The 22,401-nt window shown below is 63.7% G+C and carries 18 protein-coding genes; 7 read left to right on the plus strand and 11 right to left on the minus strand.

Annotated features, from left to right (window positions below):
* Positions 1 to 42 precede the first annotated feature (42 nt).
* Together OSH05_RS20710 and OSH05_RS20715 are read right to left on the minus strand one after the other, a co-directional pair.
* The gene (locus tag OSH05_RS20710; protein WP_104217775.1) at positions 43 to 552 is read right to left on the minus strand and encodes a PRC-barrel domain-containing protein; all 510 of its coding nucleotides are present in this window, start codon (positions 550 to 552) and stop codon (positions 43 to 45) included.
* 127 nt (positions 553 to 679) lie between these two features.
* Entirely contained in the window at positions 680 to 2,515 is a 1,836-nt protein-coding gene (locus OSH05_RS20715; protein ID WP_104217774.1) for an aminopeptidase P family protein, read from the minus strand.
* A gap of 229 nt (positions 2,516 to 2,744) precedes the next feature.
* On the opposite strand from OSH05_RS20715, the gene OSH05_RS20720 reads away from it, so the two are divergent.
* Positions 2,745 to 2,963 carry a hypothetical protein gene (locus tag OSH05_RS20720; protein ID WP_207778704.1) on the plus strand — a complete coding sequence of 73 codons (219 nt, stop codon included), beginning with the start codon at positions 2,745 to 2,747 and terminating at the stop codon, positions 2,961 to 2,963.
* A 120-nt stretch (positions 2,964 to 3,083) separates the two neighbouring features.
* Positions 3,084 to 4,574, plus strand: coding sequence for an acetyl-CoA hydrolase/transferase family protein (locus OSH05_RS20725; protein ID WP_104217773.1), 1,491 nt, complete (start codon positions 3,084 to 3,086; stop codon positions 4,572 to 4,574).
* A 111-nt stretch (positions 4,575 to 4,685) separates the two neighbouring features.
* Here the strand turns inward: OSH05_RS20725 and OSH05_RS20730 are convergent, their stop codons facing one another.
* The 3 genes from OSH05_RS20730 to OSH05_RS20740 form a co-directional block, all read right to left on the minus strand.
* Positions 4,686 to 5,552: a 50S ribosomal protein L11 methyltransferase gene (locus OSH05_RS20730; protein ID WP_104217772.1), complete on the minus strand. Its 867-nt coding sequence runs from the start codon at positions 5,550 to 5,552 to the stop codon at positions 4,686 to 4,688.
* A gap of 123 nt (positions 5,553 to 5,675) precedes the next feature.
* Positions 5,676 to 7,460, minus strand: coding sequence for a sulfatase-like hydrolase/transferase (locus OSH05_RS20735; RefSeq protein ID WP_104217771.1), 1,785 nt, complete (start codon positions 7,458 to 7,460; stop codon positions 5,676 to 5,678).
* Positions 7,461 to 7,661: 201 nt separating this feature from the next.
* Positions 7,662 to 10,022: an ATP-dependent helicase gene (locus OSH05_RS20740; RefSeq protein ID WP_104217770.1), complete on the minus strand. Its 2,361-nt coding sequence runs from the start codon at positions 10,020 to 10,022 to the stop codon at positions 7,662 to 7,664.
* A gap of 210 nt (positions 10,023 to 10,232) precedes the next feature.
* On the opposite strand from OSH05_RS20740, the gene OSH05_RS20745 reads away from it, so the two are divergent.
* The 4 genes from OSH05_RS20745 (at position 10,233) to OSH05_RS20760 (ending at position 17,117) form a co-directional block, all read left to right on the plus strand.
* A complete protein-coding gene (locus tag OSH05_RS20745) occupies positions 10,233 to 10,490 on the plus strand; it encodes a GlsB/YeaQ/YmgE family stress response membrane protein (protein ID WP_104217769.1) in 258 nt (85 codons plus the stop codon).
* Positions 10,491 to 10,654: 164 nt separating this feature from the next.
* Positions 10,655 to 12,070 carry an FAD-binding oxidoreductase gene (locus OSH05_RS20750; RefSeq protein WP_104217768.1) on the plus strand — a complete coding sequence of 472 codons (1,416 nt, stop codon included), beginning with the start codon at positions 10,655 to 10,657 and terminating at the stop codon, positions 12,068 to 12,070.
* Positions 12,071 to 12,133: 63 nt separating this feature from the next.
* Positions 12,134 to 15,853 carry an AsmA family protein gene (locus OSH05_RS20755; RefSeq protein ID WP_266352982.1) on the plus strand — a complete coding sequence of 1,240 codons (3,720 nt, stop codon included), beginning with the start codon at positions 12,134 to 12,136 and terminating at the stop codon, positions 15,851 to 15,853.
* 79 nt (positions 15,854 to 15,932) lie between these two features.
* On the plus strand, positions 15,933 to 17,117 hold the full coding sequence (locus tag OSH05_RS20760) for an acyltransferase family protein (protein ID WP_104217766.1): 1,185 nt from the start codon (positions 15,933 to 15,935) through the stop codon (positions 17,115 to 17,117).
* On the opposite strand, the gene OSH05_RS20765 is transcribed toward OSH05_RS20760, so the two are convergent.
* The 5 genes from OSH05_RS20765 to fumC form a co-directional block, all read right to left on the minus strand.
* A complete protein-coding gene (locus tag OSH05_RS20765; protein WP_104217765.1) occupies positions 17,093 to 17,308 on the minus strand; it encodes a ribbon-helix-helix domain-containing protein in 216 nt (71 codons plus the stop codon). The genes OSH05_RS20760 and OSH05_RS20765 overlap by 25 nt on opposite strands.
* Positions 17,305 to 17,490: a DUF4169 family protein gene (locus tag OSH05_RS20770; RefSeq protein WP_104218199.1), complete on the minus strand. Its 186-nt coding sequence runs from the start codon at positions 17,488 to 17,490 to the stop codon at positions 17,305 to 17,307. The genes OSH05_RS20765 and OSH05_RS20770 overlap by 4 nt, the downstream gene beginning before the upstream one ends.
* 143 nt (positions 17,491 to 17,633) lie before the next feature.
* A complete protein-coding gene (locus tag OSH05_RS20775; protein ID WP_165801484.1) occupies positions 17,634 to 17,792 on the minus strand; it encodes a hypothetical protein in 159 nt (52 codons plus the stop codon).
* Complete coding sequence (locus tag OSH05_RS20780) at positions 17,792 to 18,055, minus strand: type II toxin-antitoxin system CcdA family antitoxin (protein ID WP_104218198.1); 264 nt, start codon at positions 18,053 to 18,055, stop codon at positions 17,792 to 17,794. Before OSH05_RS20780 ends, OSH05_RS20775 begins: the two co-directional genes overlap by 1 nt.
* A gap of 62 nt (positions 18,056 to 18,117) precedes the next feature.
* Complete coding sequence (gene fumC, locus OSH05_RS20785; protein WP_104217764.1) at positions 18,118 to 19,506, minus strand: class II fumarate hydratase; 1,389 nt, start codon at positions 19,504 to 19,506, stop codon at positions 18,118 to 18,120.
* A 211-nt stretch (positions 19,507 to 19,717) separates the two neighbouring features.
* Between fumC and OSH05_RS20790 the strand changes: the two genes are divergently transcribed.
* Positions 19,718 to 20,608, plus strand: a complete 891-nt coding sequence (locus OSH05_RS20790) for a glycosyltransferase family protein (protein WP_104217763.1) — start codon at positions 19,718 to 19,720, stop codon at positions 20,606 to 20,608.
* Between the two features lie 73 nt (positions 20,609 to 20,681).
* Here OSH05_RS20790 and OSH05_RS20795 read toward each other — a convergent pair whose 3' ends face one another.
* Entirely contained in the window at positions 20,682 to 22,349 is a 1,668-nt protein-coding gene (locus OSH05_RS20795) for a Na/Pi symporter (protein ID WP_165801483.1), read from the minus strand.
* Positions 22,350 to 22,401: the final 52 nt, after the last annotated feature.

Here is a 22,401-nt window from a genome sequence, read left to right on the forward strand (position 1 = left end):
CCCCGCCAGGGCGGGGCTCTCCTTCGGGATGGTGACCTGGATTTACTGCGCCGGGGTTGCCGGGGTCGGCGCCGGGTCCATCGGTGCCGGTGTCGTCGAGCCGGTCGTCGAGACGTCGGCCGCGTCGAGCGGCTTGAATTCCGGTGCCGCGGTCAGCTCTTCCTTGGTCGTCGCGAGGCGGTACTTGACCGTGTTGCCGTCGGCGACCCGTTCCAGCGCCGTCGGGTTGATCGCGACGTTCTTCTCGCCGATGCCGAGGAAGCCGCCGACGCCGATCACAACTGCCTTCACCGTGCCATTGCTGGCGACGACGAGGTCGTTGATGTCGCCGAGATTGTCATCGGCGGGGCTGTAGACGGTCGAACCGATCAACCTGGCAGCCAACCAGTCGTCCGGCGCCTGAAGGGTGATGAAGCGCTCTGTCATCGCTGTGGTGGCGCTCATATCGGTGGTTGCAGCCGGCGCGGGTGCCGGGGTGGTCGCATCCTGGGCGAACGCGGGACCGGCCGCGAGGAAGCCGGCCAACGCAGTGGCCGCGAGTATCTTCTTCATGGTCGTAACTCCGTGTTTTGTCGTCACTATCGAGCGATTGCTCAGACAGGAAACGGAGTCGGATAAGCTCCGTTCCATCACGGAATATTTCTACATTTCTCCAAGCGTGATGGAACGGCAGTCGCCCTCATGCAACGACGGATTGCGTCGAGGCGAGCAAAAACTGGAGCGCCCGCCCGGTCAGCCGGGGCGCCAGAGCCTCCCGCACGCGCGCATGATAGGCGTCGAGCCACGCGATTTCGGCCGCGTTCAACAGCGCGGGCTCGACCAGCTTGCGGTCGATGGGAGCAAGCGTCAGCGTCTCGAACCCGAGCATCGGCCGCTCGCCGCCCTCGATCGGCTCCGGCGGATGGACGAGGATCAGGTTCTCGATGCGGATGCCATAGGCGCCGGTCTTGTAATAGCCTGGCTCGTTGGAAAGGATCATGCCCGGCTCCAGCGCGAAGGTGCCCGTCTTGGAGATCCGGGCCGGCCCCTCATGGACGGAAAGGAAAGCGCCGACGCCATGGCCCGTGCCATGGTCGTAGTCGAGACCCTTCTGCCAAAGCGCGATCCGCGCCAGCGTATCGAGCTGCGCGCCGTTGGTGCCGGCGGGAAAGCGCGCGGTGGCCAGCGCGATATGGCCTTTCAGCACCAGCGTGAAGCGCTGGCGCATCTCGGCGGTCGGCTCGCCGATAGCGATGGTGCGGGTGATATCGGTTGTGCCGTCGCGGAACTGCGCGCCGGAATCGACGAGATAGAGCGAGCCCGGCTCGATCTTGCGATTGGTCGCCTCGTTGACGCGGTAGTGAACAATGGCGCCGTCCGAACCGGCGCCGGAGATGGTATCGAACGAGATGTCGGCGAGCGGCATGCCGTCCTCTTCGCCGATCTCGGCACGGAAGGCTTCCAGCCGGCGCGCGGCGGCGATCTCGTCGAGTTCACCCGTCGGCGCTTCTTCGTCGAGCCAGGCGAGAAAGCGGGTCATCGCGACGCCGTCGCGATGATGGGCCCGGCGGCTGCCATCGAGTTCGATAGCGTTCTTGCGCGCCTTTGGCAGCGTCACCGGATCGCTGCCTTCGATCAGCGTGCCTTCGGCGGCGATGAGCGCGCGCAGCAACGCTGCCGGGGTCGTGTTCGGATCGGCGAGCACGCGGGCACCGGAGCCGCCGAGCCGCTCCAGATCGCCCAGGATAGCAGTTTCCTCGCGGATGTCGGCGAGATCGGCGAGCGCGTCGCGCACGGCGTTGGAGAGCTTGCGGCTGTCAATATAGAGCGTCGGCGGGCCGTCACGGGAGAGAATGGCGTAGGAGAGGGCGACCGGATTGTGCGGCACGTCGGTGCCGCGGATGTTGAAGGTCCAGGCGATCGAATCCGACTGCGCGATTACGGCCGCGTCGGCGCCCTTTTCGGCGAGGACAGCCTGCAATCGCTCGATCTTGGCGCGGGCGCTTTCGCCCGCCAGATCGTCGCCCTGTAGTGAAACGGCGCCGACCGGCGGGGCAGGGCGGTCGGCCCAGATCCGGTCGATCGGGTTTTCGTCGACGGGGACCAGTCCCGCGCCCGTGCCTGCGGCGGCATGCTCGAAACGGCGGAGCTCGGCAAGCGTCAGCAGCCTCGGATCATAGCCGATGCGGTCGCCCTGCTTCAGGCGGGGACGAATCCAGGCATGGGGCGGCGTTTCGATCAGGTGTTCCGGCGTGAAATCCGCGATTTCGATCTGCTCGCGCACTTGGAGCGTATAGCGACCATCGACAAAGATAGCCGCCTCGCCGGCCAGCACGATCGCCATGCCGGCCGAGCCGGTGAAGCCCGTGAGCCAGGCAAGCCGCTCGGCCGAGGCCGGCGTGTATTCGCCTTGATATTCATCGGAATGCGGGACGAGAAAGCCGGAAAGGCCGTGTTTCCCAAGCTCTGCACGCAGCGATACGAGGCGTCCGCCGATCGGCTGGGAGCGGGCCGGGGCGTCGAAGTTCTGGAACATGAGCTGGTCTTTCGGTCGCGAATCTTAACGAAACCTATCGGCACGCCTCTCCAGCGGCAATCGCGTCAACATCCTTGTTTGCAACGCGGCATGAATGTGGCCGTATCTTGTGCGATGCAAAAACCGCATGCCAGTCATTCCATTTGAGGCGGTGCTGGTAAGCGATTGGAGAGGCTATGTTGGTTCTCGGAAGGGGAGGGCGACAGCGCTCCGGCAAAAGGAATTCGAAATGATGGCTCGAGCATATGGCGAAATCGGCGTTGCAGCGGCGGGAAGCCGTGGCCACGGCGTCGTCCGGCGCGCCGTCGCTCGGATGAACCACGTTCGCGAGCGCTCCATGCCGCGCTATGTGAACGGGTACCAGCTCTCGCTCGACGATGCGAGCCTCGCGACCTTCGGCTTCGATCGCGAGACCCACGAGCGCGCGGCGTTCAGCAGCCCGCTCTGAGACAAATGCGGTTCTGGCCTCGGCGCGACAGCCCGTCGCGCCCGGCATCACGCTTCTGGCGTGCTTATCACCCTGGCTTGGTACTATGGTCCGGCAGTCTTATCGTCTGGCTGGACCGTCATGCTTCAGGATCGTATCCGCCTCGCCTCGCTGCGCGACAAGGTCATGTCGGCGGCCGAGGCCTCCCGCTTCATAAAGGACGGGATGACCGTCGGCATGAGTGGCTTCACCCGTGCGGGTGATGCCAAGGCCGTGCCGCTGGCACTGGCCGAGAGGGCGAAGACCGAGCCGCTCGGCATTACGCTGATGACCGGCGCCTCGCTCGGCAGCGGCGTCGACAAGGTGCTGACCGAAGCCCATGTGCTGAAGCGCCGCCTGCCGTTCCAGTCCGACCCCGTGCTGCGCGCCGCGATCAATCGCGGCGAAGTGATGTTCATCGACCAGCATTTGTCCGAGACGGTCGAACTCGTCCGCTCGCACCAGATGGGTCCGATCGACGTCGCCGTGGTCGAGGCGGCGGCGATCACCCGCGAGGGCGCGATCGTGCCGACGACCTCCGTCGGCAACACGGCGACCTTCGCGATTCTCGCCAAACAAGTGATCGTCGAGATCAATCTCGGCCAGCACACCGATTTCGAGGGCATACACGACATCTATATCCCGACGCGGCGCCCCTATCGCGAGCCTATCCCCGTCGTCGCGCCAGAGAGCCGCATCGGCCTGCCCTTCATTCCGATCGATCCGGCCAAAATCGTCGCCATCGTTGTCACCGACCAGCAGGACAGCTCCGCCGAGACAACGCCGCCAGATGACGACACACGGGCGATTGCCGGGCATCTGACCGAGTTTCTCTCCTCCGAGGTCAGGAAGGGACGGCTCACCAACCGGCTCGGGCCGCTGCAGGCGGGCATCGGCTCGATCGCCAATGCCGTTCTGACTGGGCTGATCGATAGTCCGTTCCATGACCTGACCATGTATAGCGAGGTTCTGCAGGACAGCACCTTCGACCTCTTTGATTCCGGCAAGCTCGTCTTTGCCTCCGGCTCGTCGATCACGCTGTCATCAGCCTGCCAGGCGCGGGTCTTCCCGAATATCGGCCAATACAAGAGCCGGCTGATCCTGCGGCCGCAGGAGATCTCGAACCATCCCGAGGTCATCCGCCGCCTCGGCATCATCGGTATCAACACCGCGCTCGAATGCGACATCTATGGCAATGTCAATTCGACCCATGTCGGCGGTACGCACATGATGAACGGCATCGGCGGCTCGGGCGATTTCGCCCGCAACGCCTATCTCGCCGTCTTCGTCACCAAGTCGCTGGCCAAGGGCGGCACGATCTCGCGCGTCGTTCCGATGGTGCCGCATGTCGACCACAATGAGCACGATGTCGACGTGGTCGTGACGGAGAACGGCCTTGCGGATCTGCGCGGTCTCGCCCCGCGCGAGCGCGCGGAGCTGATCATCGCCAATTGCATGCACGCTGATTTCCGCAACCAGGCGCGCGACTACTTCACCCGCGCGCTGAAGCGCGGCGGCCAGACGCCGCACCTGCTCAACGAGGCGTTCGAGTGGTACGACCGGCTCGAGAAGACGGGATCGATGAAGGGGTAGGGGCGTCGATCTTCCTTGAGCCCTCCCTTGGGGGAGGGATTGCTTCGCCTGTTCGGGAAGGTGCACATCCGCTGGGACGCCTCCCTCAAGGGGAGGGTCGGAGAGAAGCGCTCACCGCTCCAGAGTCAGCGTCAGCCAGCCTTCCATCTCGCCGGAGCGGGTGAGGCGCAATCCTTCCGCCTCATAGGCAGCGGTGACGGCCGGACCCTGCGCGACCAGCAGGCCGGAGAGCACGACGGTGCCGTCGGGGGTCAGGTGGCGCGCGATTTCGGGCGCGAGCGCGATCAGCGGGCCGGCCAGGATATTGGCGATGACGAGGTCGAACGGCGCGTTCGCCGCGAAGACGGGATTGCCGAAACCCTCGGCCGTCGCCGCCTCGATCAACGCGCCGACGCCGTTCAGTGCCGCGTTCTCTTCCGTCACGCGGGTCGCGATAGGATCGATGTCGGTGGCGAGCACGGTTTTGCCCCAGGCCTTGGCGAGCGCGATGGCGAGTACCCCCGTGCCCGTGCCAAGGTCGAGGATGCTCTTGAAGTCGCGCGCCGAGCAGAGGCGGTCGATCTCGGCCAGGCAGCCGGCCGTCGTGCCGTGATGGCCCGTGCCGAACGCCTCGCCCGCCTCGATTTCGATCGAGATGTCGCCGGGCTGGATCTTGTCGCGGTCATGGCTGCCATGAACGAGGAAGCGTCCGGCGCGCACCGGCTTCAGACCTTCCAGCGATTTCGCCACCCAATCCTCGTCGGGCAGCGGCGCGATCTTGAAGGCGGGCGCATTGGAGCCGAGCACGCTGGCGGCCAGCGCGTTCAGCGCGGCTGCGTCGGGCTTATCCTCGAAATAGACGTCGACGACCCAACTCTGATCGGCCTGCTCCGTCGTGGCCGCGGTCGGAAAGTCCAGTTCCTCGGAGGCGCCGAGCGCCTCGACCAGCGCCTGCGCGGCGGCTTCTGTGGCGACGGTGAGGGAGGCGATGAGGGTCATGGGATCTAATCCGAATAAGCAAACCGCTACATACCCCCGGCTCCATGAGGAGGGAAAGCAGATGAACTTGTTTCTCCCCCGTTCTAACCGGCGATCCGATCGATCGGCTGCAAGGTGACCCGCTCAGAACGCTCCGGCTTTGCGATAGGCGCCGACCGCCCGTGCTCGCATATCGCTGCACGACTTCGATTCGGTGTCTGAAAAGGGGCTTTCACTGACCGCTGTTTCATAGCTGGAGGCGCCTTTGAAGAAATCCTCTCCGCAGGCCGCGAACAGCGCAAGATTGGCCGGCAGATAGAGATCGTCTGCATCACCGGCCACGAAGGCGCTGAGGAGAGTCGGCATGAGCGAGAGTGGTAACGGTGTGGGTATGTCGAGAACGTTCGGGAGGCTGGAGTCGATTTTGAAAACCGTATGCTGGACCGATTCTTTCGTCCGATACGGCGTGAAATCAAATTTAGCCGTGTCGGTCCCCGTAAAGGTATGTGGCTGGTGGTCGCCATAGAGCGCGATGACAAAGGGGCGGCCCGTTTCCCGCTGCAGATCGGCGAGAAAGTCTCGAGCCCTGTCGAACGCAACCGCGGTATCTCGCATGCGCAGCATATATTCGTTGAGCTGGCAGTTGATTCCGAATGAGTCAGTACCGGCCAGCGTCGCAATCATCGTGTCGCCGGGCTTGAAGTGGAGGCACTCGTGCGGCGCGTGGTTCTCGGACGTCGGGATGAACGCAAAGAAAGGATTGGCGCGATCCGTTTTCATGCGCGCAACGAAGTCGTCGACCATTTGCAAGTCGGTCTCCCCGCCACCATCGCCTCTGCCAAGGTCGTGGCTATCGAGGAATGTGTTGAAACCATAATGGCCATAAGCACTGCGCGCATTAAAGAATTCGCCTGGCCATGAATAGAAGACGTACGTTTGATAGCCCTTGCTGCGAAGATATCTTGCAAACCCGCCTTTCACATAGGGCGACACCGATGCGTGGGTGTAGTATCCGAAATAACCGAATAATCGTGAATCAAGTCCGGTAACTGCTTCGAATTCGGAAACCCATGACCCGCCGCCGATCGGGATTATCTTCAACGGTCCCATCGCAACGGTCATAGAATCATGAACCAGAATTGTATTTGCGTATGGCTCAGCTAGATGAAAGGCGGTGTTCGGGTCAAAGGTCGATTCCGCCTGGATCAGGACGATGTTTGGAAGCTTGTCTTTATCGATTGTCGTTGGGCGGATGAATTGCCGGGCAAGCGCCATGTCCGCTTTGTTGATGCCGTCCGACGATGAATCGACGAACGCGGCGCGTGCCTCGGAATCGAGCCAGCGTGTCGCCAATAGGAACGGCACCAATCCGATGCGTCTTGAGAATTGAGTAACCCCATCTGGATTCCAGAAATTGGGGTCTGCGTTGGCAGCCCTGCCAAATTCATGGCTAGCTTCTACTGTGAATAGCGTCGCCGAGATCGACAAAACCCCAAATAGCGCGACCAGAGTGACCAAGGGCAGTTGTGGCTTCTCGGCAGCCTGGCGGCGACGCCAGCCTCGCAGCATTAGGCCGACTAGCGCGATCGCAATCAGGATCAACGCCCCCTTGATCAGCGCGACGGCCACGTGAGGAAGTCCCATGGCTTCCGCCAACCCCGCAGGATTGTCGAAAGAAATTCTAAGATCTGTGAAAGTTAACGGAAGATGCGTCCGGTCGATTTTGATGTCGTTCGTAAATACAAGAAAAGCAACAAGGGCACCTCCGATACATAGAAGCCCTAATGAAAGTCCGACAGGAGCTAGAAGTAGGATGACGGATGCGTATCCTGCGCACAAAAGCCATCCATAAGACAGAATGTCTAAAAACGGAACTGCCCAAGCGCTGGTAATAAAAAGCAATAATAGTGCAGCACTCAGTGCCCGCATTCCATCCCCCCGAGGAAGCCGAAGCACAGAGCTATTCACAGATTGACCGTCTATTCAACTGCAGGACGTCAAGTTGACGAGTCTCTAGCGATCAGGCTGCGCCCTTCGAAGACAGACATTTGGTAGCCTAGGTCTCCTGGGCCACAACCAGGAACGGATCATAAAGCCAAGTCGACAGTGCGGGTCCAGCACGACCACGCCTCACCCCCGCGTAACAAAACTATCCACCACCTTCTTCGTCCCTGCCTTTTCGAAATCTACCGTCAGCTTGTTGCCTTCGATCTCGGTGATCGCGCCATAGCCGAATTTCTGGTGGAAGACGCGCTCGCCGACCGAATAGTCGGATTGCGGTGTGGTCGATTTGGCGATGAGTTCGCCTTCGATCATCCGGGAGGCTGAATAGGACTGGCTTTTGGTGCCGGCCGTGCGGTTCTTCTGGGCGCGCTGCCAGCCGGGGGTCGAATAGGTGTTGGCGAAGGGGTCGGCGCGGTCGAACCGGCTGGCGCCGTAGTTGCCGACGCCGCCGACATTGTAGCCGCCATAGCTCGATGTCTGCTCGACGACCGCGACGTGCTTCTCTGGCAATTCGTCGAGGAAGCGCGAGGGGACATTGGATTGCCAGAGGCCGTGGATACGGCGGTTCGAGGCGAACCAGATCAGCGCGCGCTTCTTCGCCCTTGTGATGCCGACATAGGCGAGGCGGCGCTCTTCCTCGAGGCCGGCTCGGCCGCTCTCATCGAGGGCGCGCTGGTGGGGGAAGAGTCCTTCCTCCCAGCCGGGCAGGAAGACCGTCTCGAATTCGAGACCCTTGGCCGAATGCAGCGTCATGATCGAGACGGAATCGTTGTTCTCGGCCGAATCCCGGTCCATCACGAGCGCGATGTGCTCCAGGAAGGCTTCGAGCGACTCGAATTCGTCCATCGAGCGGATCAGCTCTTTCAGGTTCTCCAGCCGCCCCGGCGCATCGGCGGAGCGGTCCTGCTGCCACATCTCCGTGTATCCGCTCTCGTCCAGGATCGTCTCGGCGAGCTGCGTGTGCTTGATCGCACCAAGGTTGGAGCGCCAGCGCGCGATCGAGGCGATGAGGTCGCGCAGCGCCGTGCGCGTTCTAGCAGCGATTTCGGAAGTCTGCGTCAGTTCCTCGGCTGCCTGCACGATCGGAATCTGGCGCGAGCGGGCGTGGTCATAGAGCAGGCGTACCGTCGTCTCGCCGATGCCGCGGCGCGGCGTGTTGACGATGCGCTCGAAGGCGAGGTCGTCGGCCGGCTGCACGACGATGCGGAAATAGGCCAGCGCGTCGCGGATCTCGGCGCGCTCATAGAAGCGCGGGCCGCCGATGACGCGGTAGGGGAGACCGAGAGTGATGAAGCGGTCTTCGAATGAGCGCATCTGGAACGAGGCGCGCACCAGGATCGCCATCTCGTTCAGCGCATGACCGTTCTTCTGCAGCGCCTCGATCTCCTCGCCGATGGCGCGCGCCTCCTCTTCCGAATCCCAGGATGAGGCGACCTGCACCTTGGCGGCGTCGGGATCATTCGCGTCCGTGAACAGCGTCTTGCCGAGCCGGCCCTCATTGTGGGCGATCAGATGCGAGGCCGCGCCGAGGATATGGCCGGTCGAGCGGTAATTGCGTTCGAGGCGGATGACGACGGCGCCCGGAAAATCCTTCTCGAAGCGCAGGATGTTGTCGACCTCGGCGCCGCGCCAGCCATAGATCGACTGGTCGTCGTCGCCGACGCAACAAATGTTGCGCCGCCCCTGCGCCAGCAGCCGCAGCCAGAGATATTGGGCGACGTTGGTGTCCTGGTATTCGTCGACCAGCATGTAGCGGAAGCGCTCGTGATATTCCTTGAGTACGTCAGGATGCTCGCGAAACAGGCGCAGATTCTCGAGCAGCAGATCGCCGAAATCGCAGGCGTTGAGGACCTTGAGCCGCTCCTGATAGGCGGCATAAAGCCGGACGCCCTTGCCGGCAGCAAAGCCACCGCCTTCGCCGGGCGGAACATCCTTCGGTATCAGACCGCGGTTTTTCCACGAATCAATAAGACCGGCCAACTGCTTGGCAGGCCAGCGCTTTTCGTCGATGCCCTCGGCCTGGATCACCTGCTTCATCAGCCGGACCTGGTCGTCGGTGTCGAGGATGGTGAAGTTCGACTTGAGGCCGACGAGTTCGGCGTGGCGGCGCAGGATCTTGACGCCGATAGAGTGGAACGTGCCCAGCCAGTTCATGCCCTCGACCGAGGGTCCGATCAAATCGCCGATGCGATGGCGCATCTCGCGCGCCGCCTTGTTGGTGAAGGTGACGGCGAGGATCTGGCTCGGCCACGCCTTCTGGCTGGCGAGGATATGGGCGATCCGCGTCGTCAGCACGCGCGTCTTGCCCGTGCCCGCGCCGGCGAGCACCAGGACGGGACCCTCCGTCGTCTCGACGGCGAGGCGCTGTTCGGGGTTGAGCCGCACGACATAGTCAGGCGCAGCGGCCGGCGCGCGCGCGCCGAGCGCCCGGGCTGCTATGCCGCCGGGGCGGATGCCGGGCGCGGAGGGATCGGAGGAGGATGCCATCAGCGCTGCAGTCGATTCGAAGAAAGATTCATGAGAACAAATATGGACCGAGCGCCGCTTCGGTTCCAGCTTTGCGGCGATTTCGTCCCCGTCGTGGCGGGACGCCCCTTCGCCGGCAAGCCGATTGCCTTGACGATTTGTCGCAGCAGGCGAACTCTTTCATGGCGTTTCGCCCGCTTGGAGAGCGATTCGTTACAAGGAGGACTGCGCATGGACCTCACGGGGCTCGTCATTGCAATCATCATCGGCGCGATCGCGGGCTGGCTCGCCGGCCAGATCGTCAAGGGCGCCGGCTTCGGCCTCATCGGCAACATCATCGTTGGAATCATTGGCGCGCTTGTCGCCAGCTGGCTGTTTCCGACCCTTGGAATCAGTCTCGGCGGCGGCATCATAGGCTCGATCATCGCGGCGGCGATCGGTGCGATCATCGTGCTTGTCCTGTTGCGTTTCGTCCGCCGAGCCGCCTGAGGCTCCGCTTTTATGGTTCGCTCCGCCCGCGCCCGGGGGCGGAGCGCGTCAGGACCCTTCGACGCAAGCGGAAAAGTCGAGGAAGTCTTTGGCGCAGCAGGATGGTTTTGCTACCTTGCCCTTCGCGTGGCCGGCGGCCGCGAATTTCAGCGGAGGCATAGGCAATGGTTGTTTCGGCGCTGCGCAAGGATAGCGGGCGTGGCGAGGATGGGCTGCCCGGCGTTCTGGGTCAGCTGAAGGCCCGGTTCGGGGATCGCCTGTCGCAAGGGGCGGAGATCCGCCGTCAGCACGCGAACACGACGAACTGGCTGCCGAACGAGCCGGCCGATGCCGTCGTCTTCGCCCAGTCGACAGAGGAAGTAGCGGAAATCGTGCGCATCTGCGCCGAGGCGCGCGTTCCCGTCATCCCGTTCGGCACCGGCACTGGCCTTGAAGGCCATGTCAACGCCCCGAAGGGGGGTATCTCGATCGACCTCTTGGGCATGAACCGCATTCTCGCCGTTCGGGCAGAAGACCTCGATTGCACGATCGAGGCGGGCGTGACGCGACACCAGATCAACGACCATCTGCGCGACCAGGGCTTGTTCTTCCCGATCGATCCCGGTGCCAATGCCAGCCTTGGCGGCATGGCGGCGACGCGCGCCTCCGGCACCAACGCCGTGCGATACGGCACGATGCGCGACAATGTCATTAATCTGACCGCCGTGATGGCCGATGGCGCGATCGTCAAGACGACGGGAAGGGCCAAGAAGAGTTCGGCCGGCTACGATCTTACTCGGCTTCTTATCGGTTCTGAGGGAACGCTTGGAATCATCACCGAGCTGACCTTGCGCCTGCATGGCATTCCGGAAGCGATCGCAGGCGGCGTCTGCTCGTTCCCGACCGTCGAGGACGCCTGCAACGCGACCATCCTGACCATCCAGAGCGGCATCCCGGTAGCACGCATCGAACTGCTCGACGCGCTGATGGTCCGCGCCACCAATGATCTCTCCAAGCTCGGCCTCAAGGAGACGCCGCATCTGTTCGTCGAGTTCCATGGCTCCAGCGCCTCGGTCAAGGAGCAGTCCGAGCTGTTCGGCGAGATCGCGGCCTCGCTTGGTGGCGGCGAATTCGCTTGGGCCACCCGGCCGGAGGACCGCTCCAAGCTCTGGCATGCGCGCCATGAGGCCTATTTCGCGGCCAAGGGGTTGCGCGTCGGCGCTTCCGTGGTTGCGACGGATGTCTGCGTGCCGATTTCGCGGCTGGCGGAATGCGTCGCCGAGACGACGGCCGACATCGAGGAGAGCGGACTGATCGCGCCGATCGTCGGCCATGTCGGCGACGGCAATTTTCACGTCCAGCTGCTTATCGACATCGAGAATGCGGCCGAAGTCGCCGCGGCCGAGCATTTTGTCGGCCGGCTCAACGAGCGCGCCATCGCCATGGAGGGCACCTGCACTGGCGAGCACGGCATCGGCCAGGGCAAGCGCAAATATATGGAGCTTGAGCACCCGAGTGGATTGCCGATCATGCGGGCGATCAAGAATGCGCTCGATCCGCTCGGAATTCTCAATCCCTGCAAGATCTTTCCCGATCCATGATAGTTCCCGGTCCATGACGCGGCCGAGAGCGACGGAGAGGCTACCCTGAACAAGCTGTACCTGATCCTCGGCGGGTTCATCATTGCCGTCCTCGTGGCGGCGCTCGTCGTGCCCTGGTTCATCGACTGGAACGCCTATCGCTCGACCTTCGAGCGAGAGGCGGAGAAGATTCTCGGCCAGCCGGTCCAGGTTCTCGGATCGGCGGATGCCTCGCTGATTCCGACCCCGTGGCTGACCTTCACCGACGTCAAGATCGGCGGCACCGCGGACGAGCCGATGATGCGCGTCGCCCGCTTCTCCGTTCATGTCGATCTGATTCCGCTTCTGACCGGAACGTTCAGGGTCGTCGACATGACGATCGAGCGGCCGCAGCTTGACGTCACCATCAATGATGACGGCTCGATCGACTGGTTGAAGCGCTCCGAAGCCTCGAAGGCGCTCGATCCCGACGCCGTCAGCCTGCAGCGCGTCGAGATCACGGATGGTTCGCTTTCCTATCTCGACAGCCGCTCGGGCCGGGTCGTCGCTGTTTCCAACGTCAACGCCACGCTGGATGCGCGCTCGCTGCTCGGCCCCTGGAAGGTCGAGGGCGGGGCCGAGGTCGAGGGGAGGCAGACCGCTTTCCGCGTCGCGACGGGACGCCTCGCCGAAAACGGCACGCTGCGGGTCAAGGTCGAGGCCAATCCAGCCTCGGTCCCGATCGCTTTCGGCGCGGAGGGCGATGTCAGCCTCGATGACAAGGGCATCCTCTGGAACGGCGGCTTCTCGCTGGCGCGGATTGCCGCCGATGGCGACACCGCCAAGGGGCAGCCGCCCGGATGGCGGGCAAGCGGCAAGTTCGATCTCCGGCCCTCTATGTTGCTCGTGCCGGAACTGGCCCTGGTCGCCGGGCGGGAGGATCGCCCCTATGGCCTTGCCGGCTCGGCATCGATCGATCTCGGCACCGCGATGCGCTTCGATGCGGTACTGAAGTCGCGGCAGCTCGACCTCGACCGGGCCATCGGCAAGGGCCCGAACCAGCCGGCCAATATCGACCAGGCCATCGCCTCGCTGGTGGGAGCGCTTTCCGGCCTGCCGACGCCATCCATCCCTGGCAGGATCGGCTTCGATATACCCGGCGTCATCGTCGGCGGCTCGGTGATCCAGAACCTGCGCTTTGACGCCTCGACGGTGAACGGCGGCTGGAAGATCGAGGAGTTCGGCGCCGATCTTCCCGGCCGCACGCGGCTCACCGGCGACGGCGTATTGCGTAGCGCCCCGGTGCCGAGCTTCGCCGGCGGTGTGCGACTCGCTTCCGACCAACCGTCAATCTTCGCGTCCTGGTGGCGCGGCGGCGACGAGGCGAACAGCAGGCCGCTCCAGCCTTTCGATATGTCGGGACAGCTTTCCGTTTCGCCGCGCGCCTTCGATATCTCCAACGTGTCGGCCAAGCTGGGCGGATCGAGCCTGCGCGGCAGTCTTCGCTGGGAGACCGGGACCAATGGCGGTCGTCGCGATCTTGCCATCGACGTCAAGGCAGATCGCTTCGACTATGACCAGATCGCCGCGTTGACCGGGATCTTCGCCGGCCGCAACCCATCCGATCCGGGCGGGATTGCTGATGCGATCTCTATCAAGATCGCGGCCGGCACGCTGGTCGCCGACGACACGATATTCTCGAAGGTCTTCGCCGATGGCAGCTACGCAAACGGTATATTGAACGTTCGCAAGCTGACGATCGAGGATGTCGCCGGCGCTTCGGTCGCCGCGGACGGCCGGATCGAAGACCTTGCCACCGCCCCGAGCGGGCAGGTCTCGGTGACGCTCAAGGCCGCAGCGCTTGGCGGCGTCGCCGATCTTGCCCTGCGGCTCTTGCCAAACACGCAGCTGTCCCGCTGGCTCACCGTCGCCTCGGCAGATCTCGGTCCGGCGGATCTGCAGGCGAATGTGACGGCTCAGGCGGTGGACGGCGGCACCAATGCCAATCTCAGGCTGAATGGCAGCCTCGCGGGAACGACGTTAGATGTGGCGCTGGGCTGGAACGGCCGGCCAGCCGATTGGCAGAGCGGCGTCGTCAAGGTTTCCGCGCTGGTGAAGAATGATGATTCCAGCCAGGTGCTGCGGCAGGTCGGTTATGCCAGTCCGCCTCTGGGCGTTGCTGGGCCCTTCATTCTCAAGATGGAGCCCGGGGGTGGCGGCGCGTTGGCCGATGGCGTTCCGGTCGCCTTTGGCGGCACCTTCGCCGGGCTCGACTACAGTTTTGACGGGCGGCTCGGTGTCGACGTGAATGCGAAGCTGGCCGCTCATGGCAAGCTCGACCTTTCTGGCAATGATCTCAACCCGGCGCTCGGCCTGGCTATCGGCGGCCTGCCGAGTGCCGAGCCGGCGCGGCCCTTGGCGCTCACCGCAGCGGTCGACGTCGCCGGTACCGGCGTCCAGGCGACTTTCCGCGATGCGAAGATCGCGGGTTCGCTTGCGAGCGGCAGCGTCGAACTTGCGCCTGTGGCCGGGCGCTGGCAGCTTTCGGGAACCGTCGACCTCGACAGCGCCGATCTCGCCTTTCCGACACGCCTTGCGCTCGGCCTCCCCGCCGATGGGGACGATCTCTCAGGTCCGTGGTCGAAGACTTCGTTCGGGACGCCGACGATCGACGGCTTCGACGTCGCGCTGACGTTCAACGCTGACCGCCTTGCCGTCGCCGATGGCTTGACGCTCGCCAACGCGGCGCTCGGCGTCAAGATTTCGGGCGGTCGCGCGGAACTCCAGCTGACGAAGTCCGACCTCGCCGGTGGGACGGCGAATGGCTCACTCTCGATCCAGAATCCGGGCGGCGATGCCAGTGTTGCGGCGCAATTCTCGGTGCAGGGCGCCGATCTTGCCGAACTCGCCTGGCAGCGCGACGGCCGCTCGGTCGCGGATGGCAAGATGGACCTGTCGGGACAGGTCCAGGGCTCCGGCCGATCCATGGCAGGGGTCGTATCCAGCCTCTCCGGCAGCGGTTCGCTGAAGATCGGCGCCGGCACCGCGCGTTTCGTCAATCCGGCTGCCTTCGGGTCGATCCTCCGGGCCGCCGATGCGGGGCGTGATCTCGGCGAAGCCGAATTGAAGAAGCTGTTCGCCGGCTATCTCGATGCCGGTACGCTGCCGTTCCAGCGGATCGAGGGCGCCTTCACGGTCGGCGCCGGCACGATCCGGGCCCAGAACCTCGAAGTGGCCACTGGCGGCGCGACCATCGTCGGCGGTGCCACGATAGATTTGAACGCGGCGACCCTGAACAGCCAGTGGACACTTACCGTCGATCCCGGCGACGATAAGGTTGCGGGCGTCGTCCCACAGGTCGGCCTCGTGTTTCGCGGCCCGTTCGAGGCGCCGGAGCGGATCGTCGATGTGTCGCCGCTCACTGGCTATCTGCAGATCCGCGCGTCCGAGCGCGAGAACGAGCGCATCGAAAAGCTCGAGGCCGAGATCCGCGAGAAGGAGAAGCTCGACCGGCTGATGCGCTTTTTCCGCGAGGACGCGGGCCGCCGGGCCGCCGCCGCCAAGGCGGAGCAGGACCGGCAAGCGGCGGAGGCGGCCAAGGCCGAGGCGGACCGGGTTGCGGCGGAAGCCGTCGCGAAGGCGAAGGCAGAAGCGGATCGCAAGGCCGCCGCCGCGGCCGAGGCCGTGAAGAAGGCTGCTGCGGCCAAAGCGGAAGCCGACCGCGCAGCGGCAGCTAAGGCTGCAGAGGCGGCAAAGGGGCCGAGCCAATCGCCTGGATTCGACGTGCCGGCGGGCGCGCTCGCTCCGTCTCTGCCTCCTAACTGAGAGTAAGCGAGATGGGGGCTACATCAACTCAGTTCATAGCTCGCGCGCAGCGAGAGGCGGTCGCCCCTCGGATTCTCTCATGAGCGCCGATCCGACCCTTCGATCGGCCAGTGGATTCGCTGCCGACCCGGGACGGCGTCTTTTCGGCCTCGACCTACTCCGCGCCGTCGCGATCCTGATGGTGGTCTATATTCACGGCGGATATCTGATCGAGACGATTGTCCCGTATTCGCTCTACATCTGGCCAACCGTCGATGGTGTTTCGCTATTCTTCGTTCTGAGCGGCTATCTCATCGGCAGGATCTTGATCCGGTCTTTTGTCGAAGTCCCTGCAGATATGCGCTCTCTGACCCATTTCTGGATTCGGCGCTGGTTCAGGACCCTGCCGAACTACTATCTGGTCTTGACGATACTGGTCGTCCAGGTGCTGGTATCCGGCAGCGTTCTGCCTCGCGACTGGCCGCTATATTATGTCTTTGGTCAGAATCTCTTCAGTGTCCATCCAGATTTTTTCCCAGAGGCGTGGTCCCTGGCGATCGAAGAGTGGTTTTATCTTCTGGTCCCGATGCTGTTGCTCGTCATACTCAAGGCCGTGCCGAGTGCGGAGCAGCGCGCCCGGCGCTTTCTGCTCGCCATTTTCGCTATCATCATCGCGGTGACCGTGGCGCGCACCATCGTGGTCTTCAGCGGCGATGTCGCTGACTATGGCAGCTGGGATTCGCTTGTCCGCAAGCGCGTCTTCACCCGGCTCGACGCCATCGCGATTGGGGTGCTCGGAGCCTACGCAAGCCTTTACTGTAAGGATTTCTGGTTTCGTTCGAGAATTCCCGGCGCAGTGACGGGACTGATCCTGGTCGTCGTGGATCGCTATTTTTTCATGACGAACGATTTTTACGGTGCTTTCGTCTCTTTGACGGTGCTGCCTGTTGCTACACTATTATTGTTGCCTATGCTTACCTCGATGCGGGCGAGCAGAGGGGCTGGTCCATGGCTCATCGGTTGGATTAGCCGGCTGTCCTACTCGATGTATCTGGTGAACCTGACGCTCGTGCAGGGCGTCCTCATGCCCATGTTGTTCGGACCGACGGCCGAGGCCAGCCCGCCGCTTCTCCGGTATTTCGTCTACTGGGCGATGACCATCGGTATTTCCTGGGCGCTCTATCGGTTCTGGGAGTTCCCGATGATGAACCTGCGCGATCGCTTCCCCGAGCCTGTCGTGCATGATACGCCGGGCTCGGCTCAGCCCGGTGCGCGGGAACGATAGTTCGCAAGGGTCGCAACCCGCAGCGCCGAAGATAAATTGACGCCGTCCTCCCGCCGGCTGTCGACCTCTGCTACCAGTGCCGCGAGGCTGATCGCCTTGGCGGCGGCGATTTCCTTCAGAGCATCCCAGAAGGGTTCCTCGATCGAGATCGACGTCCGGTGTCCGGCGATGGAGAGCGATCTTTTCTTCACGGCGCCCCATCAATTTTGTGGCCGTCAATATGGCGCGCGGCCTTCTCAGCCTCCGCTTTGGCCTTGAGCTTCTCGGCCTTGGTACGGCCGAACTTCACCCGGTTCGCTTCGGCCTCGGTCGTTTGATCGCGTTTCGCCTTGGCTTTGCGGGCGCGGTTCAGGTTGATGAGTTCGGCGGACATGTCAAAACCCCAGGAAAAGCAGATCGAGCCCGGCCCTGATTCGGTCCTGATCGTGTTCGAGGCGACCGGCATATTGCCCGATCTCGGATCGCGATATGGCAGAAAGGCGGTCGATCTGGAGCCAATATTCTCCACTGCCGAAATCAACCTTCAGGCGCAGCCGGTCGAGGACCAAGGCGATGCGGAATGTCGGTCAGCGGCGCCACCACGCGTGTGTCAAGCTGGTCGGACAGATCATGCTGTAGAAGCACGACGAGGCCCTCATGCGGCGCCTTCAGCCAATGGACGTCGAGTTGACGCATCAGAACAGCCGGAGACGGGCGGACCAGAGGCCATTCCGGGCCAGTTCGGCATTCGCCTCGTCGATGGCTTCCCGGTCTTCTTCGCGCCAGCGATCCGCGCGCTGCTGCCGGTGCTCCGCCTCAAGGGCGCGTTCCAATACCGCCGAGATGTTCGTGCCGAGAGCCTTCGCCTCATCGACGAGATCGGCGCGCACCGAAACGTTGACCGCTCGCTTCGCCTTCGGAAGCTTGCGATTCTCGGAACGAGCCGCTGCATTCGCCATGATCGACCTCATGCGTAGGATCCATGCGCATGATGTGCCTTGGAATGAGAGGATTCAATCCCTCACTTCGGCCCGATCATGTCCTCCGGCCGCACGATCGCGTCGAATTCCTCCTCGGTGACATAGCCGCCGCCGACGGCTTCCTCGCGCAGCGTCGTGCCGTTCTTGTGCGCGGTCTTGGCGATCTTGGCGGCGTTGTCGTAGCCGATCTTCGGCGCCAGCGCTGTCACGAGCATCAGCGAGCGCTCGACGCCGTGGCGGATATTGTCGAGGCGCGGCTCGATGCCGACGACGCAATTGTCGGTGAAGGAGATGGCCGCGTCCGCGATAAGGCGCACCGACTGCAGGAAGTTGTAGGCCATCACCGGATTATAGACGTTGAGCTCGAAATGACCCTGACTGTCCGCGAAGGTCAGCGCGGCATTGTTGCCGAACACCTGGACGCAGACCTGCGTCAGCGCCTCGCACTGTGTCGGGTTGACCTTGCCCGGCATGATCGACGAGCCGGGCTCGTTCTCGGGCAGGGAGAGCTCGCCGAGGCCGGCGCGCGGGCCGGAGCCCAGCAGGCGGATGTCGTTGGCAATCTTGAACAGCGAGGCGGCGACGGTGTTGATCGCGCCATGGCTGAACACCATCGCGTCATGAGCCGCCAGCGCCTCGAACTTGTTCGGGGCCGTGACGAAGGGAAGGCCGGTGATGTCGGCGATCTTCTCGGCCACCTTCTCGGCAAAGCCGATCGGCGCATTGAGGCCCGTGCCGACGGCAGTGCCGCCCTGGGCCAGCTCCATCAGCGCCGGCAGCGTCAGTTCGATGCGGTGGATGCCGTTCTCGACCTGCTTGGCGTAGCCGGAGAACTCCTGGCCGAGGGTGAGCGGAGTCGCGTCCTGCGTATGGGTGCGGCCGATCTTGACGATGGCGGACCAGGCCTTCGCCTTCGCGTCGAGCGCGGCATGCAGATGCTTCAGGGCCGGGACGAGCAGGCGGACGACCTCCTCAGCGCCGGCGATGTGCATCGCCGTCGGATAGGTGTCGTTCGACGACTGGCTCATATTGACATGGTCGTTCGGATGGACGGGCTTCTTCGAGCCCATCACGCCGCCAAGCGCCTCGATTGCCCGGTTCGAGATCACCTCATTGGCATTCATGTTCGACTGCGTGCCCGAGCCCGTCTGCCATACGGCGAGGGGGAAATGCTCGTCGAGCTTGCCGTCGATCACTTCCTGGGCCGCCGAGACGATGGAAGCACCGATCGCGGGGTCAAGCCGACCGAGTTCCATATTGGCTTCGGCGGCCGCGCGCTTGACGATGCCGAGTGCGCGAATGATCGCGGTCGGCTGCTTTTCGATGCCGATCTTGAAGTTGCCGAGCGAGCGTTGCGCCTGGGCCCCCCAATAGCGGTCGGATTGAACTTCGATCGGGCCGAACGTGTCGGTTTCGATGCGGGTCGTCATGGCGCCTGTCAGCTTTCGATGGAATTCCGCGAGGTGCCGGCTCCGGCAGTGGCGGCTGGCCGACGGGCGTCTCTACCATGCGGCTCCGATCGCTGCCAAGTTCTGGCATCGTCGCAACGGCCCATGTTGCCCTCCAGATCGCGAAACGCTACGAAGCGTCAATGATCGTGAGCGAAGCTCGCGATTCAATTTCGATCGTGCGGAAGGCTCGATGCGGGTCAGTGGTTTCAGCTTTATCCGGAATGGCTCCCGCCTCAACTATCCCTTCATAGAGAGCATTCGCTCGGCCCTGCCGATCTGCGATGAATTTGTGATCGCTGTCGGAGCCGGTGACGACGATACGCGCGAGCGCATTGTGGCGATCGGCGATCCGAAGATCCGCATTATCGACACGGTCTGGAACCCGATCCTCAAGGAAAAGGGTTTCGTGCTGGCGCAGCAGAAGCTGACCGCGCTCTATAATTGCACCGGCGACTGGGCCTTCTACATCGAGGGCGACGAGGTCCTGCATGAGGAAGACCAAGCCGCGGTTCTGGCTGCCATGGAACGGCATGTCGATGATCCTCGGGTTGAGGCGCTGTGGTTCGACTACGTCCATTTCTATGGCGATCCGAACTGGGTCGCGCGGGGGCACAGCTATTATCCGCGCGAGGCACGGATCATCCGCAACACGATCCGCATCACCACGACCGATTCGCTCTACTTCGTCGTCCTCGACCACAAGAAGAGCGGCCGCTACCCGCGCGCAGCCAGCGCCGGGGCGCGCCTCTTTCACTATGGCAATTGCCGCTCGCCAATCGCCATGTGGGAGAAGCGGCGCGCCATGCAGAAGCTCTATGCCACCGGCCATGAGGGTGAGGTGGCGCCAGCCGAGAATTTCGGACGCCAGCAGGCCTATACGATGGATGCCCGGCTGGTCGGTCGCTTCGAGGACACGCATCCGGCCGTTATGGCCGACTGGATCGCGGCGCAGGAGGGCGATCCCTATGTGCCGTTCCAGCGCGGCCATCTGACGGGCCGCGAACGGCGGAATCTGCTGGGACTGCAGATCGGGAACTTCCTGCCGATCGATTTCGGCAAGAAGCACTACAAGCCGATCTGAACCGGCCGAGTCCGGCGATCTGGCGGCGTCGACGTTTCAGCATGGCGTCGATCCTGGCCACGCTGGCGCGGGTTCAATCCAGCGCATTGACCGTTTGCGGGGCCGCATCCAGCCGGCTCGAACCCGTCGCGCTTTCGTTTGCTGCCGCCTCTGAGGAAGCCTGATCCCCATCAACGGACGGTCGCAGCGCGATGGCCAGGCGGTGGACCAGCCATATGGCGCGTTCGAACTGGCTCGTGGCCAGCACGAGGCGCTGCGTGTCGGCCTCGGCTCCGTGCGCCGAGGCCGCAAGCTGACGGCGGATCCGGTTGAGATGTTCGCTTCGATCCCCGGTCAGGCCGATCAGCCAATCGAAATCCTCGGCCTCGCTTCCCGCCGTGTCGGCGAGATGGATGACTATGGCGCGCAGTGATTCCGAGAGGTTGAAGGCGAGCGCCGGGGCCGGCCGAAGGGTGGATATCAGGGCCGAGAATTCGGCGAGCGTGTCCTGCAGCGCTCGCAGCATCTCCAGGTGTGATTGCTGGGCGAGCGCCGTATCGAGATCGCGGCTTGAGAGACCACGGCGGATCAGGTCGATCACAAATGCGTCCGTCGTTTCGGCGACGGCCTTGCTGCCGCGCCAGAGCACCTGCAGTCCCGCCGCGCCGACAGGCGTGGCCGTGTCCAGATCTGGCAGGAGATTGGGGAGGCGATGGATCAGGCCTTCGATCTCCGCTGCCGAAAGTTCGAGGGCGCCGGACGGATCTGCGGCGGCGTCCGGATCGACGAATCGCGGTCGCGACACGTCGTCCTCGAGCGTCGGCGGGCTGAAGCGCATTGCGAGGCGTGCCACGGGCGAGCGCAGAATGGAGACGGGGAGGGCGCCGCAAAGCTGGAGCAGCAGAAAGAGCATCGACACGGCGCGTGCCGCATCGCTATGGCCCAACTGGAGGAAGAAGGCCGTCGGGTCGAGGCCGAACATCGGCGCCGCCAGATAGGCCACAAGCAGGAGCCCGGAGCCGAGGCCCTTCACCATGATATGGACGAGGCAGAGTTGCCGGCCGACGCCCATCAGGCCGCCCGACGCGACCAGGGTCGCAAGTCCCGATCCGAAATTGGCGCCGACGACGGCGAAGTAGCAACTGTCTATGCCGATGACGCCTGCCTTCAACGCGGCGAGCACAAGGATCGTCGCGGTCGAGGAGGATTGGGTGACGAGCGCAGCAACAAGGCCAAGTGCGAGTGCGCTCATGGGTGTCAGGCCGGCCATCCAGTCGGCGAAGGTTGCGCCATCCAGCGCGTGCGGCGCCGCCTTGATGAAATCGATGCCGAGGAACAGCAGCGCCAGTCCGAGGGCGATGCTCATCCAACCACGCGACGCCGCTCGCCGGTCGAAGCCGAGTTGGAAGCCGATGCCGACGAGGCCGACCAGGAAGAGCACGGCGAGATGGAAATTGACCGCTGCCAGAAGAACGAGCGCCGAGGTCCCGACATTGCCGCCGGCGACGACAGGAATGGCCTCACGCGTCGATAGGGCTCGGGCGCGGACGAGATTGCCGGCGATCACAGCCACGGCATTGCTCGACTGCGTCACGGCGCCGGCCAGCACTCCTGCTGAGAAGCCCGCGGCTATGGTACGAGTCGCTGCCTTGAGAAGAACGCGGATGCGCCGGCCCATGGCCCGCTGCAACTGCGACGACATCAGCCGGAGGCCGATGAAAAGAAGGCCGAGGCCGGCCAGGCATTCACCAAGGCTGAGCACGAAAAGGCTCTCGCAACGAGCAGGAAAGGCACGCCGGCTTCGATCCGCACCG

It is taken from the genome of Kaistia algarum (genome assembly GCF_026343945.1).
Classification (GTDB): Bacteria; Pseudomonadota; Alphaproteobacteria; order Rhizobiales; family Kaistiaceae; genus Kaistia; species Kaistia algarum.